General features: G+C 53.4%; 9 protein-coding genes. 1 reads left to right on the top strand and 8 read right to left on the bottom strand.

Annotation, left to right across the window (positions count from 1 at the left end):
• Nucleotides 1-271 precede the first annotated feature (271 nt).
• Complete coding sequence (locus A8O25_RS20605) at nucleotides 272-1,426, top strand: SDR family oxidoreductase (protein WP_066839266.1); 1,155 nt, start codon at nucleotides 272-274, stop codon at nucleotides 1,424-1,426.
• A 498-nt stretch (nucleotides 1,427-1,924) separates the two neighbouring features.
• Here A8O25_RS20605 and A8O25_RS23575 read toward each other — a convergent pair whose 3' ends face one another.
• The 8 genes from A8O25_RS23575 to A8O25_RS23585 all read right to left on the bottom strand — a co-directional run.
• Nucleotides 1,925-2,821, bottom strand: coding sequence for a PA14 domain-containing protein (locus A8O25_RS23575; RefSeq protein WP_241499108.1), 897 nt, complete (start codon nucleotides 2,819-2,821; stop codon nucleotides 1,925-1,927).
• Nucleotides 2,821-4,020, bottom strand: coding sequence for a sulfatase-like hydrolase/transferase (locus tag A8O25_RS23580; RefSeq protein ID WP_206598723.1), 1,200 nt, complete (start codon nucleotides 4,018-4,020; stop codon nucleotides 2,821-2,823). The genes A8O25_RS23575 and A8O25_RS23580 overlap by 1 nt, the downstream gene beginning before the upstream one ends.
• A 695-nt stretch (nucleotides 4,021-4,715) precedes the next feature.
• Nucleotides 4,716-6,170: a sulfatase gene (locus A8O25_RS20615; protein ID WP_074988004.1), complete on the bottom strand. Its 1,455-nt coding sequence runs from the start codon at nucleotides 6,168-6,170 to the stop codon at nucleotides 4,716-4,718.
• A 240-nt stretch (nucleotides 6,171-6,410) separates the two neighbouring features.
• The gene (gene lacZ / locus A8O25_RS20620; RefSeq protein ID WP_066839268.1) at nucleotides 6,411-9,524 is read right to left on the bottom strand and encodes a beta-galactosidase, LacZ type; all 3,114 of its coding nucleotides are present in this window, start codon (nucleotides 9,522-9,524) and stop codon (nucleotides 6,411-6,413) included.
• 432 nt (nucleotides 9,525-9,956) lie between these two features.
• Nucleotides 9,957-11,135: a glycoside hydrolase family 43 protein gene (locus A8O25_RS20625; protein WP_066839270.1), complete on the bottom strand. Its 1,179-nt coding sequence runs from the start codon at nucleotides 11,133-11,135 to the stop codon at nucleotides 9,957-9,959.
• A 145-nt stretch (nucleotides 11,136-11,280) separates the two neighbouring features.
• On the bottom strand, nucleotides 11,281-12,903 hold the full coding sequence (locus A8O25_RS20630) for a family 43 glycosylhydrolase (protein ID WP_082893802.1): 1,623 nt from the start codon (nucleotides 12,901-12,903) through the stop codon (nucleotides 11,281-11,283).
• Nucleotides 12,904-13,086: 183 nt separating this feature from the next.
• Nucleotides 13,087-14,289, bottom strand: coding sequence for an aldose epimerase family protein (locus A8O25_RS20635; protein ID WP_066839272.1), 1,203 nt, complete (start codon nucleotides 14,287-14,289; stop codon nucleotides 13,087-13,089).
• A gap of 43 nt (nucleotides 14,290-14,332) precedes the next feature.
• Nucleotides 14,333-14,548: hypothetical protein (locus A8O25_RS23585; RefSeq protein WP_206598724.1), on the bottom strand; the 216-nt coding region annotated here is incomplete at its 5' end.

Consider the following 14,548-nt stretch of genomic DNA (forward strand, 5'->3'; position numbering starts at 1 on the left):
TTCAACCGTTTACGAGCCTGTACTTTCGACCAGTTCACAACAGAACAGGAGTGTAGCCCCCTAGTGCATCTCCATCAGAGGTTTCCTTGTTTTTAGCTTCTGCTTGAAACGTATTACCGCAGGCCCTACCTGCTTCACCCTTCCTTCGCCGTCTCTCTTATTCTTCAGGTTCTGGCCCCAACAGGTAGTAATACTGAATCTTCTGCAGATACACCCCGTAAGAAAAAGCTGCTAACATCTTGAAAACAAGTATTAAATTAATTTGAAGAGCATGACAGTTAAATTAAAACCCCTTAAAGAGCAGGTAATAGTGATCACGGGCGCATCCAGCGGAATAGGCCTGGCCACTGCCAAAGCGGCCGCCCGGAAAGGAGCCAAAGTAGTCTTGGCCGCGCGTAACCGGGAAGCCTTGATAGAAATAGAGCAGGAAATCAGGAACGAGGGCGGGCAGGCTTTCCACTGCGTGGCCGATGTAGGGCACAAAGAGGAGGTTCAATGGATTGTAGACGTGGCCATGCAGGAGTTTGGGGGCTTTGACACCTGGGTAAACGATGCCGGCGGCTCTATCTACGGCCGTTTAGACGAGGTCTCTGATGAAGACAGCCGCCGTCTGTTTGACACCAACTACTGGGGTGTGGTTTACGGTTCCCTAGCCGCCGCCAGGCATTTGAGAAACAAAGGCGGTGCCATTATCAACCTGGGCAGCGAGGTTTCAGATATTTCTTTGCCGTTACAGGGCATGTATGCCGCCAGCAAACACGCCGTGAAGGGCTTCACAGATGCCCTGCGCATTGAACTGATGGAAGACAAAGCCCCGGTCTCAGTAACCCTGATCAAGCCAGCCGGCATTGATACGCCGTTCCCTGAGCACGCCAAGAACTATACGGGCAAAGCGCTCACCTTGCCCGCGCCAGTCTATACGCCAGAGGAAGTAGCCCATGCTATCCTTACGGCGGCTACCACTCCGTACCGTGACATCATGGTGGGCGGCGGCGGAAAAGTCATGAGCGCCCTCAACAAGCGTTTCCCGGGCATGATGGACTGGGTAAGCTCAAAGGTAATGTCACAGGAGCAGGTAGAAGATGGCCAGCCCGTGAACAGAGAAGGCTCTCTGCACCAGCCTTCTACGGCAGGCAATGTACGCGGCAACCACAAAGGCTATGTCATGAAAACCAGCCTGTACACCCGCGCGGTCACTAACCCGGTAAAAACAAGTGTATTGGCCCTGGCGGCGGGCGCAGCGGTGTTGGCTTTGCTCAACAACAACAAAAAGAACGGCAAGCAGCCCGGGAGAAAAAAGTATGTAACCGGTAGCCGTACCACCCCTGCAGCCCCTACTACCCCTACTACCCCGGCCGCTACAACCACAACCACTCCGGCCAGCAACCAAACTGGCTACGGCAGTGTCACCAATACGGGTTTCTAATCTGCTGATGCCCCTTTAAACCGTTGAATAGGTGGTACTGCCAAAAGGTGGTACCACTTTTTTTTAGCCGTCTGCTTTCAGGTTTGGAAAGCACATCTTCCCTGGTATAAAAAGCTATAGCGAAACGGCATACTATGCCACATAGCGTGAGGCTCCTGTTACCAGAAAAAGCTTTTCTGTTTTGGCGCTATTTTTCAGAAAACAGCCCCAAAACAGGAAAGCAGCCGCACTACGCGTAATGCCGTACAACGTGTAATGTTGAAATAGCTTGCAAAAAGAGCTTCCGTCTGTACAGGCACCTAGCTGTAAAAGATGGGCACCGCCACGTTGCGGAGCAGGACATTTCCGGGTCATCTTTACTGGGGGCATGAAGAGGAGTACTAAAGAAAAAAGCCATGTCCCCGTTCTAATATAAAAGGAAGTGCTTCTGTTTTCAGCCTGTTTTTCAGAAATCAGACCGAAAACAGAAGCATTTTTTCGGCTACGCCGATATGCTATTTATTGGCTGTCTCTAACAAAGGCCGAAGCCGGAATCTGCGCCTTGGCAACTCCCGGCCCTTCCCACTGCAGGACAAGCTGGGGTTGGGCGGTGGTACCTTTCAGACTGTACAGCTTAATAGGATGCAGCCCCGCTTTCAAGTTGATTTTGCCCTGTTTTTCTGAATTGGCGGCATACCCATAATCGGCGTCAATGACCAGCGCCTCGTGCAGGCGCAGCACCGCGCCCTTGTGGGTGGTGAGAGTAAACATATAAGTGCCGTCTGCGGGCACTTTCAGATACCCCTCAAAATAGAGCGCGCCTTTGTTCTTGTCTTTGGCAACTGCCGCATCTGGCTTGGCGGCCTGGCCTTCGGCCGAAGGCGTGAGGTTCACCACCTGCGGCACCCACCCAAAGTTGCCGTTAAAGGCTTTCCAGGCAAGCCCCGGTTTGGTGTTGGCCACGGCTACCGCCGGCACCAGTTCATTGTCATACGGTCTAGCGGCTTGCGCGTCTGGCATGCGCACCTGCAAGACCTTGTCTTTCATCTGCTGCTGCAGTTTGTCCATGCCGGGTTCTTTGGCCAGGTTCTTGGTCTGCTGCGGGTCTTTCTCCACGTTGTAAATCTCAAAGTCATCTGCGTGCCCCTGAATATCATAGCGTACACCCACCAAATCATCTAGCCTGATGAGCTGCATCTGGTTGCGTTTCTTGCTGCGGTGGCTGGGGTGAAACTCCGCAAAATCTGGCGACTTGCCGTTGTTGAAGTACTCCACGTACACCAGGCTTTTGGGCTGCATCCCGCTCTTGGTCAGGCCGGGCAACAAGGATACGCCATCGGCTTTGGCGGGGGCGGGTACCCCGGCGGCGGCGGCAAACGTGGTGAACCAGTCATGGCTGGCGTTGGGTGTTTTCATCACGTGGTTCGCAGGGATTTTACCTGGCCACCAGGCCAGCGCCGCATGCGCACGCCGCCTTCCAACACATCACGTTTCACCCCGTCAAACGGCCCGAAACTGTTGAAAAAATCAGGGTCATTCTTTACCTTTTCCAGATAAGACTCCAGGCTGGGGCCGTTGTCTGAGGTGAAGACCACCAGCGTGTTCTCATCTAGTTTCAGGTCTTTGAGCAGTTGCAGCAAATCGCCCACGGCGTCATCTATGCGGCGCACCGAGGTGGCGTACCGCTGGTACACGTTGGGCCAGGACACCTCTGGGGTTGCCGCATTTTTGTCATGGTCATAGGTTGCCTTGGCGTAGTCTGGATGAATCCAGGAGTCTACGGTGCCCGAGGCGGTGTTGATCATCTGCCCCGGCTTACCCGTCCATTGCAGACCGCCTTTTAATCCACCTCCGGCAGGATATTCCTGTGTGGGCAGTTCCAGCACCGCGTGTGGCGTGTCATAGGCCAGGTAAATAAAGAACGGATTCTCTTTGCCTTTGCTCTTGGTGTGGTCAATAATCCACTGCTTGGTTTTGGCGGTCCAGAGGTCGGCGGTGTAGCATTTGTTTAAGCCGGCAGAAATTTCCTGGCGGTTTTCATAGACTTCTTTGGGGCCGCGGTATACGCCCTCTACCGGGTAATGCTCATGGCCGTCGCCGTGGCGCATGTAGCCGTAGTAGTAGTCAAAGCCACGGTCCAGCGGGTGGGCGGTCCATTTCTCGCGCTGCCCCTGCAAGCCCCATTTCCCGAAGGTGGCCGTTACGTAGCCCACTTGCTTGAGCAGGCTGGCAATGGTGTGGTTGTTGTCCAGGGCTTTGTCAAACTGGTTGTCGCGCACGTTGGCGTGCCCCTGGCTCTGCCCCAGCAGAAAAGACGCCCGGGACGGCGCACACACCGGCGCGGCGGCATAGTGGCTGTTGAGAATAGCGCCCTGGTTGGCCATTCTATCCAGGTTGGGCGTAAAGGCCCAAGGTTCGCTGCGGTCGTTCTTCTTCTGGCGCTGTTTCTGGAACAGCACGCCCAAGTCACCATACCCTAAATCATCTGTTAAGATGAAGATGATGTTGGGCTGCTTTTTCGGCACCGCCGATGGTTTCCTGGCCAGCCCTACCGCCTGCGCGGAAAAAAGTGCCCCTACTAGTAGAAGGGCTACGCTTCGTTTCAAAATTCTCATGTACGGTACGCGGGGTTTTATTTGTTATTCTTCCGCCCGCGGGCGGAAGGTGTAGTTGTTTTCTAATGTGCTAAGAGCGGCCGTTTTTAGCCTGTTTTCAGAAAATCAGCCCCAAAACGGAAATTCCAGTTTCGGCTTTCTCATCTTGGCTCTTCCGGATTTATCTTGGCTCTTCCGGATTTCTAATCCGGAAGTTTCTACTTCGTGGATTTCCAATCCCCGTTTTCCGTCCTCCCGCCTTGTTAAATGCGGGGATTACAAATCCCCAGTTACTTAGTTCGGGATTACAAATCCCGAACAGCTGGTGTAGCTAGCGCAGCATTCTTCCTGTTCTCTTGCTCTTCAGGATCCGCTCTTCCGGATTTCTAATCCGGAAGTACACTGCCGGGGATTTCCAATCCCCGCGCCTGCTATTTACCAACTGGTGCGCCACGGGGATTAGAAATCCCCGACAGAATGGTTCGGGATTACAAATCCCGAACAGCTACGGAAATCCTGAACAGCTACGCAGCTACGAAGAAATCCCGAACAGCTACGTTACGTCTTGGCTCTTCCGGATTAGAAATCCTGATTACCGAACACGGCCAATTACATCTGGGGTAGCAAGCACAACTACGCTACAACTCTTAGATTTTAATTCCTTCACTAAGTTTCCGTTTTCGCCTGTTTTGGCCAAAACAGGCCGAAAACAGGAATCAATCCTCGTCTTCTTTTTGCTTCTTCTTTTTTCCGCCGGGGGCGGGAGCTTGGCCAAAGAGCGGGTTCTTTTCCTGCGGGATTTTCGCGTCGGTGGCCTTTACCCATTTAAGCAAGTCGGCCACCAGTTCATCTCGTTTGGCAGGCTGCTTGCTGGCCAGGTTGTTCTTCTCGCCAATGTCTTGCCTGAGGTTGTAGAGCTCTACGCTGTTGTTACTGGCTATTTTGCTTTGGCCACCGTCTAAAACCCATTCCTCATGGAACAGATGCAGTTTCCAGTCGCCTTTCCGGATGGTGGTTACCGGGCGGGCCCGGAAGTCATTGTCGCGGGAGCCGGGGTCTGGTTTGTCCAGGTACCCGGGGAAGTGCCAGAAGATAGAGGACCGCTGCAAGGCATTTCCGCCTTTGAAGAGTTTGACCAGGCTCTCGCCGTCCAGGGTTTTGGCTTTGGGCTTGGTGAAACCGGCCGCGTCCAGGAACGTGGGGAACAGGTCTACGTTGATGATGGGCGTCTCATTCTGGGTGCCGGGTTTGATAACGCCGGGCCAGCGCGCGATGAACGGCACACGGATGCCCCCTTCATAGTACATGCCTTTGAAACCGCGCAGCGGGTCTGCCGGTGATTGCGGCAAGGCGCCGTTGTCTGAGGTGAAGATGACCAATGTGTTTTCCTCCAGGCCCAGGTCTTTCATTTTCTTAAGCAGCAAGCCTACGCCATCGTCCATCTGCGCGTTCATGGCGCCGTATTTTTCGTGGCTTTGGTAGGTGCCTTTTTTGCCCTTCATCTTGGCGTACATCTCGTCGCGGGCCTGAATGGCCATGTGCGTGGCGTGGTGCGAGACATAGATGAAGAACGGACGGTTCTTGTTTTCCTCCATGAATTGGATGGCCCCATTGGTAATTTTGTAGATGCCTTTGGGGTCATTGTTTTGCTCAAATTCTTCCTGGCTGGGCGGCTCAAACGAACCGTCTACGTCAAAGCCCTGGTCTTTAGGCAGCGTGCCTTCTTTTCCGCCCAGATGCCACTTGCCAAACATGGCCGTTTTGTAGCCCGCGTCGCGGAGGCCCTCGGCGAGGGTATACATGTTGGGCGCCAGCGCATTGGTGTTGGGAATGGGCTCCAGCCGCATTTTCTCTACCGGCCCGCGCTTAGAGTTATAGACCGCATAAATGCCGTGGCGCGGTGTGTAATTGCCCGAAATCAAACAGGCACGGCTGGGGGCGCAGTTTCCGGCGGCGGCGTAGGCGTTGGTGAACACCATGCCCTGCTTGGCCAGTGCGTTCAGGTGCGGCGTCTGGTAGAAATCGCTGCCCGTGAACCCGGCGTCTTTCCAGCCCATGTCATCAATGAAAATGAGCACGATGTTGGGTTTCCTGGCCTTGTTCTGCGCCTGTACCCCAAGACTAAGCATGAGGCAGGCCAACAACGCCAGCGTGTAGTTTTTATATTTCATAAGAGTTTTTTTTCAGAAGCTCGCCCACAAGCTCCGTTCAAGAGGACACATTTGATAAAGGTGATGTACAGATTTGCGTCTATCGTCAGCTGCCGTATTTCATTTTCTGTTTTCGCTGTTTTTCAGAAAACAGCCCGAAAACAGAAAATCGGCTTTCCCTAAGATGCCTAAATAGCGCAAAGGTTTAATAGGTTCAGCCAACCTAAAGACCTAGTTAATAACAGGTTATTTTATTCATTCTTACAGCGGCCTGATAATGTAGCCGTACGCGTAGCTCTTGCCCAGCAACCGGTACGGGTCATGCGGCGGACGGCCCCAACTGTTGTCGCCACCCACGCCACGCTGTTTGAAATCAACATGAACGTTCACCAGCGGCCGCTCTACCACGTCATTGATGTGCTGGTTTTTCTTGGTGTTGCCCGGGTCAAAGTCTTCGTCATAGTACGGCATGGCCGAAAAGCTCAACGGTTGCAGGCCTTCCACCAGTACGCCTTTGCCGTTGCCATTGGTGAGTTTGAGCCAGCGGCCGTCAGTGCGGTTGCCGTTGGCCTGCGGCCGAATATATTTCACGTACTGGTTCTGCACTTTGTCCTGGTACACGCCAATGTGTGCCGCATGTTTGCGGTCTTCATAGTTCTCCCAGGGGCCGCGGCCGTAATACTCAAAGTTCTGGTACTGTTTGTTCACGTCAAAACGCATACCAAAGCGGGGCATCTCGGGGAACTTGTTGTCACCCAACTGCACGGCAGATTCTACTTTGAGGGAACCATCTGGCCGAAGCGTGTAGAACACTGAATATTCAGCATCAGAGAAGTTGAGTTGGTGCGTGAGTCTGACAATAATTTGGTCGTTTTTCTCGTCAACGTCAAATCTTTTCAAGGGCAGGTTTTTATGGGCCGAGCGCCAAATACCGCCCCACTCCTGCATGTGGTTGCCCCAGTCATTGTCGGTGGGCGCGCGCCAGAAGTACGGCTCCGGCATCTTCTCCAGAACGGCTTCGCCTTTCTTGGTGTAGCTTACCAGTTCGCCTTTTTTGGTATTAAACACCAACGCAAAATCACCGGTAGAAACGGTAAGCATGTTCCCTTTTTTCTCCTGGGTTACTTTCCCTTTGGGTGTATTTTTGGCCACTTGCTCAAAATAGCTTTTCTCATCTGACAGGCTGAACTGGTGGCGCGCTACCTCGTGCCCGGCGGGTACCATGGGCCGCTCGTTTCTGGTGACGGCAAACACGTTCAGCAAATATTCTTTAGAGTTGTCCAATGCATTCGGCAGGGCCAAGGTGGCGGTGCCGTCCTGGCGGGCGGCCAGGTTCATAGAGAGGGTTCCGGTTTTCACGGCTTTCCCGTTTTCCAGCAATTCCCACTTCAGGTCATACTCATTTAGGTTGGTAAAGTCGTGCAGGTTTTTGACCGTCAGCTTCTTGGTTTTCTGGTCAAATGCCGGGAACAAGATGTAAGAGTAATATTTCTTTACCTCGTACAGACCGGGGTGCGGATTGCGGCTGGCGTCTACCAGGCCGTTGGCGCAGAAGTTCTCGTCGCTGCGCACGTTGTGGCTGCCCAAATCTCCGCCGTAGGCCCAGTACTCGCGGCCATAGGGATCTTTCTGCCGGAAGCCCTGATCTACCCAGTCCCAGATACAGCCGCCCTGCATGTGCTTTGATGAATAGATAATGTCCCAGTACTCCTTGAAGTTACCGCTGCTGTTGCCCATGGCGTGCGAGTACTCACACATAATGAACGGACGGGTCTGCGGTTTGCTGGCGTACTCCTTCATGATTTCAATGGAAGGGTACATAGGCGCGACAATGTCTGTGTTCTCATGTTTCCAGGCTTGCTCAAACATGACCGGGCGGCTGGGGTCGCGTTTGTTGATGTACTTGTGGGCATCTTTGAATACCTGGCCGTTGCCGCACTCGTTTCCCATGCTCCAGAGAATAATGGCCGGGTGGTTCTTGTCGCGCTCCAGCATGCGGTTGATGCGGTCATTGTGGGCGTTCACCCAGTCTTTGCGGTAGGCCGGGTGCGGAATGGTGTCATAATTGCGTTGGTAGTGCGCGCCCATGCCGTGGGTTTCAATGTTGGCCTCGTCCACCAGATAAAGACCGTACTGGTTGCAGAGTTTGTACCAGCGCTCGTCATTGGGGTAATGTGAGTTGCGCACGGTATTGATGTTGAACAGCTTCATGAGCTTGATGTCTTTGAGCATCATTTCCTCGGTGGGCACGTGACCCAGGAACTCGTCATGTTCATGGCGGTTCACGCCTTTCACGTAAATGGCCACGCCGTTCACCAGCAACTGCCCGCCTTTAATTTCAGAGCGCCTAAAGCCAATCTGGGTGCCTATCACTTCTGGCGTGCCTTGCAAACTGGCTGTAAACGAGTACAAGTTAGGGTATTCAGAAGACCATTGCTTCACGCCTTTCAACACTTCCTGCCCGAACTCAACTTTGGTCTCATTGCCGGTAGGCGTAAACGTCTTTTGCAGATGTTTTACGGTTTTCCCGGCGGCGTCCAGCACTTTCAAATTCACGGTGTACTGGCCTTTAGCCGATGGCGTTTGTACCAGAAACCAAGGCTTAAGCGTACCGGCTTTGTAGTCAGGCGTAAGGTTAGCGTTCACCTCAAAATCCACGATGCGGGCGGGGTGACGGGCCACCAAAGAGACATCACGCTCAATGCCGGTGAGGCGCCAGAAATCCTGGTCTTCCAGGTAACTGCCGTCATGCCAGCGCAGCACCTGCACCGCCAGCACGTTCTCGCCCGCTTTTAGGTATTGGTTGATATGGAACGTAGCCGGAGACTTAGATACTTTGGAAAAACCTACCTCCTGGCCGTTGAGCCACACATAGGCCATGCCCGTGATAGACCCGAAGTTCAGGAAAATGTCTTTCTCTTTCCAGTCGGCCGGCACGGTGAACGTAGTGCGATAAGAGCCCACAGGGTTGTTGTCATGCGGAATGAACGGCGGGTTGGCCGGGAACGGGTAAATCACGTTGGCGTAAATAGGAATCCCGAAGCCTTCCAGTTCCCAGTTAGACGGCACTTTGATGTCGTTCCACTTGGAGGCGTTGAAGTTGGGTTGGAAGAAATCCTTGGGCCGGTCGGCAGGACGGGCCACGTAGTTGAATTTCCAGGTGCCGTTCAGGCTTTTGTAGTACGGTGATTTTTCGGCCTTGTCAGTAATGGCGTCTTTCTCATTGGCGAACGGCAGGAACGTGGCCACCGGTTTCTCTTTGTTCAGTTCCACCAGTTCGGGGTTCTCCCATTCTTTGAATGTGAACTTCTGGGCTGCTACCTGGTTGGCAGCCAAGGCACACACTAAGACAAACACTACAAGCAATCTTACCATTTTTGTCGTTGACATTACGTTGAGGAGAGGTTGTACAATGAGGTAAGGGGAAAAGCGTTTTTGACCTGTTTTCTGAAAAACAGGTCAAAAACAGCGAAAGCTGTCTCCTCCTCTGTTTTGTGGTTATTTCTCCAGAGTTCGTTGCTCTACGCCTATTCCCGTTCTTACTATCCAACAGCAATGATAGCTTCAAATTAACCTCCTCCTTGTAAATTTTGTCACCTGGTCTTTAAAAGCCAGCAGCCAGATACAGAAAGGGCACAACTTTGAGACAATTTGCACCATAAAGAAAAGCACCCATCTAAATGGGTGCCTTTCAGTCTACAAACACTCCTATAATTTTCAGAAGAGACAGGCTCCTTCATAGTGGAAGCTCTTCCCCTGCGTATTACCTGTAACTGTTCGCCTTCTACTGAGACGGTTGCAACGTCTCTACTTTTTGCTCAAAGGCAACGGCTTAGGTGTGGTGCTGGGGCCTTCCACTACCAGTTTGCCGTCTTTGGTGATTTGCATGGGGTCAATGAACACCACGCGCTCGTCACCGGTGGCTTTGGTGCGGCCGTGGTACACGCAGAACATTTTCCCGTCTGGGGCAAACGCAATGCTGTTGTGGCCGGTGCCCGTCACGTCACCGCCTTTGCCCGTGTTTTTCTCCAGGATGGGGTTGTTGGTCGCTTTCTTGAACGGCCCCAGCGGACTTTTAGCCGTAGCGTAGCCTACCGCGTAGTTTTCACCCCCAAAGTGGTTAGCCGAGTACATCATGTAATACTGGTCCCCGTGTTTGAAGGTGTAAGAGCCCTCGGTCCAGCGGCGGTTCACTTCTTTGGAGGTCACCGAGCGGCTTTCCCACTCGCTCTGGGCATCATTCATTTTCACGGGCGGGCGCAGCAACAGCACCGGTTCGCCAATCACACCGCTGAAGTCAGGTTTCAGCTCTACACCATAAATCCAGCTTTCCTCAATCTCTTGGTACAGGCCGGTTTTCTTCGCCCAGGTGGCCACTTCGCTCTCTACCGGGTGTTTGTAGCAGCAGCGTGAGTAGTAGAGGTACATTTTGCCGTTGGGCTCAAAGTACACGTTGGCGTCAATAATGGGGTAACCGGGGTCAAAGAGCGGCTTGTCTGAGATGTTCTTGAACGGCCCGGTGGGTTTGTCGGACACGGCCACGCCAATCCGGAAGTTCTCCAGTTCATTGGTGGGGTTGTGCCGCCAGTCGGCGCTGTAAAACATGTAGTACTTGCCTTTCACTTCGTAAACCTCCGGGGCCCAGAAGTTCTTCACGTCCCAGGAACCGGGCGTGTTGCCGTAAAACACCTGCCCCTCGTTCTTCCAGTTCACCAGGTCTGGCGAGGAATACGTAGCGAAGCCCTTTTTAGCGCCACCGCCGGTGCCGTACATATAGTACAGTTTGCTGGCTTTGTCATACAGCACGTACGGGTCGCCAAACTTGACGTTCAGCGGATTTTTATATTGACCGCCTTGGCTGGTGGCTCCTTGGGCCGGGGCAGAAGTTTTGGCTTTGGCCGCGGGCGCCGATGTCTGGCCCTGGCACGCCGGGCTTGCCAGCAACAACCCGAAGGCCACCACTAAGTATTTGTTTCTTTTGAACATGTAAAAAACGGTTGAATGTTCTTCCGCCGCGGCGGAAAACCTTAAAATTTAACTATAGCGCATTTCTCCCGCGCCAGCGGCCAGTCTCTTCATCTTCTGTTTTCGGGCTGTTTTCTGAAAAACAGCCCGGAAACGGAAACCAAGGTTACTTGCTGCTGTGGGTCAGTTTAAACCAATCAAAGGCGGCGGTGGCTCCGGCGGGGCCTTTGGCGCTCAACCCAACGCGCACGCCCCGGTCCCATGGCGGCAGGAACGAACCGTCTATGGGTTGGGCGTTGCCTGGGGTGGTCCATTTCTGGCCGTCTGGGCTAAAGCTGAAGCTCAGTTTGTTCCCATCTTGCACCTCTACCTTGAACTGCAAGGTTTTGGCTTGCGGTGCGGGCACGCGGGCTACGTCAGTGGCTTGTTTGCGTTTCACCTGCCATACCACCACATTGCCGTCCTGCACGCCAATGCCCACTGAGTTATTGGGGTCGCCAAAGGCGGAAAGCCCGGCCATGGTACCTTTGGGCAGACTGGTTACGTCAAGCGCGGCAGTGGCCGTGTAGTTCCCGGTTTTGGTGCGCTGGCCCAGCATGCTGCCAATGGCCTCAGGATGGGCTTTCAACACCAATTGCCCGTTGTTGGCGCTACGCACCTGGAACGGCGGGGCCTGCGTCACTGACCATTGCCAGCTTGGGGCCAACGTAGACGCTTTGAATTCGTCATTCACGTCAAATACCTGCGGGGCATTTTTGCTGTACGGCACTACACTGGAGACGCTGGGCACGCTGCCTTTGAAATACGGCCAGCCGTCCTGGTTCCAGAAGATTTCATCCAGCAGGCCTTGGCGACCGGGATAGACAAACGTGCCGGTGGTATAGGCATGGTACAGGAAGAAATCACGGCCGTTCTGGTCTGAGACCACGGTGCCGTGCCCGGCGCATTTCCAGGCGTCGTTCTGCTGCATAATGGGGTTTTTGGCGTATTTCTCCCATGGGCCGCGCAGGTTCTTGGCCCGGGCCACACCCACGCCGTACGTACACTCCCGGCCGCAGCATTTGTCACCGGCGTAGAACATGTAGTAGTAGCCATTTTTCCTGACAAGGGCCGGACCTTCCACCAAGCCGCCTTCCCACGTGCCAGGGTCATTGCGGAACAGCTCAAACTTCTCGCCGGTGAGGCCGGTGCGCTCTTCGTTCATGCGCTGGCCCCAGAGCGGCGTGGGCAATCTTCTGCTGTTGCCGTCTTCCTTCCAGATAAGGTATAGGTCGCCTTTTTCGTCCCGAATGGGGAAACCGTCAATGGAGCCTACTTCCTGGCACACCAGCGGCCCATGGTCGGTGTAGGGGCCTTTGGGGTTGGTGGCGCTGGCCACGCCCACGCACAGGTTGCCGCCCTTTTTCTTGGCCGTGTAGTAGATGTAGTACTTGCCGTTCTCATACGAGATTTCAGGGGCCCAGAAATGGGCTTCGGCCCAGGCCGGGGATTTTTCAGGGAATACGTGCCCTACCGTTTCCCAGTCTACCAGGTTCTTGGAGTGCAACAGCGGGAAGAGCGGTGCCCACTCAGAAGATGTGGCCGTAGCCCAGTAGTCATCACCCACGCGCACCACCGACGGGTCTGCGAAGTCACCAGGCAGCACCGGGTTGGTATATGCCACAGATCTGGTGGTGGCGTTAACTGGCTGGGGCTGGCTGGCCGTTGAGGTTGCGGTTTGGATATTTTTTTCGGCACAGCCCGTTAACAATAAGCACGCCAGGCCGAAAAGGGGGAGTAGTTTCTTCATATCAATTACGTATGGCAGGAGCTTTTTTCAACAGCTCGGCCCCTTATAAACATGGGGTTTTAGGCAGGCACCCATAAGAGGATTGACTGTTTCTGCAGATAGCAGTCTGTTTTGGCTTGTCATTTAAATTCAACACAAAAACAGACATCAATTCAAATCTTACGGGGCTTGCAGGTATAATCTCTATTTCTGCACACTGAATTTATACACACTGCCGGTCTCGTACACCTCCCCTGGTCTCAGCACGGTTGAGGGATAGGCTGGCTGGTTGGGCGAATCAGGGAAATGCTGGGTCTCCAGACAGAAGGCTGTTCTAAAGTCATCTTTAGCGCCGCCTTTGAAGGTGTTCTTGCCTTTCATGAAGTTCCCTGAATAAAATTGCAAACCCGGTTCCTGGGTCAGGACTTCCATGACAATGCCGCTTTTATCGCCCACCACCGTGGCAGCCTTGTTCATTTTTTTACCAGGGTTAGCCCCCAACACATAGTTATGGTCATAGCCCTTTCCATTCTTGAGCTGCTGGTTGGGCACGTTGATACGCTCCCCAATTGGGGTTGGCTTAGAGAAATCAAATGGTGTTCCCGCCACGGGTTCTATCTTCCCGAAGGGGATCAGGTTGTTGTTCACCGGTATGTAAGAATCTGCATGAATCTGCAGCTGGTGCCCCAGAATATCACCGCTCCCCTCGCCGTTCAGGTTAAAGAAGGCGTGGTTGGTAAGATTGACCACGGTTGCCTTGTCAGTGGTGGCTTCGTAGTCCATTTTCAGTTCATTATTATCTGTAAGGGTGTAGGTCACCTTGGTTTTGAGGTTACCCGGAAACCCCTCCTCCCCGTCTTTTGACAAGTAGGTGAGCTCAACCGTCTGGGCATTGGGCTGCCGGGCCTCCCACACTACATTCTGGAATCCCTTTTTACCACCGTGCAGGGTGTTGGGGCCATTGTTTACAGAGAGGGCGTATTCTTTCCCGTCCAGGGTGAATTTTCCGTTGGCAATGCGGTTACCGTAGCGGCCAATGGTGGCCCCAAAATAAGGTTCTGTAGTGACTTCGTATTCCTTCACGCTTGGCATACCCACCACCACATCTGTCAGCTTGCCGTTTTTATCAGGCACCAGGAGGCTCACCAGCCGTCCCCCAAAGTTGGTGAAAGAAGCCTGGGCTTTGTTTTTATTGGAGAGGGTGTAGAGAAAGATTTCGGTACCGTCTTGCAGTTTACCAAAGGAAGCTGGCTTAGGCACCGCACCCGTTGCGCTTTCTGATTCTGCCGTGGCAGTTCCCTCTGCCTTGGTGTTGGAATTAGTGGTACATCCTAAAAGGGTGTTGGCCACGCCCACACCAAAACAAGCAACGAGCAGCAAAGAAGGGAGAGTCTTTCGTACTTTCATATCTGGGTTTAGATTTATGATCAAAAAATGTTCTGCCGGGGCCCTAAGGTCTACCATAGGAGGCTTTAAAGGTGCAGGTTTCTTTCAGAGAGCAATATCTACTTTTGTGCTGATTGGTTTGTAGCAATTCTGTAGCTATTGCTAAAACGAATGTAGTTACTACCTGCTGAAAGGCCCCCTCTGCTCTTCCTCCTTCTTTGGGGAGCAACAGCCCCGTTCCTGTTTTCGGCCTGTTTTTTGAAAACAGCGAAAACAGGAG

This window comes from Rufibacter ruber, assembly GCF_001647275.1.
GTDB classification, from domain to species: Bacteria; Bacteroidota; Bacteroidia; order Cytophagales; family Hymenobacteraceae; genus Nibribacter; species Nibribacter ruber_C.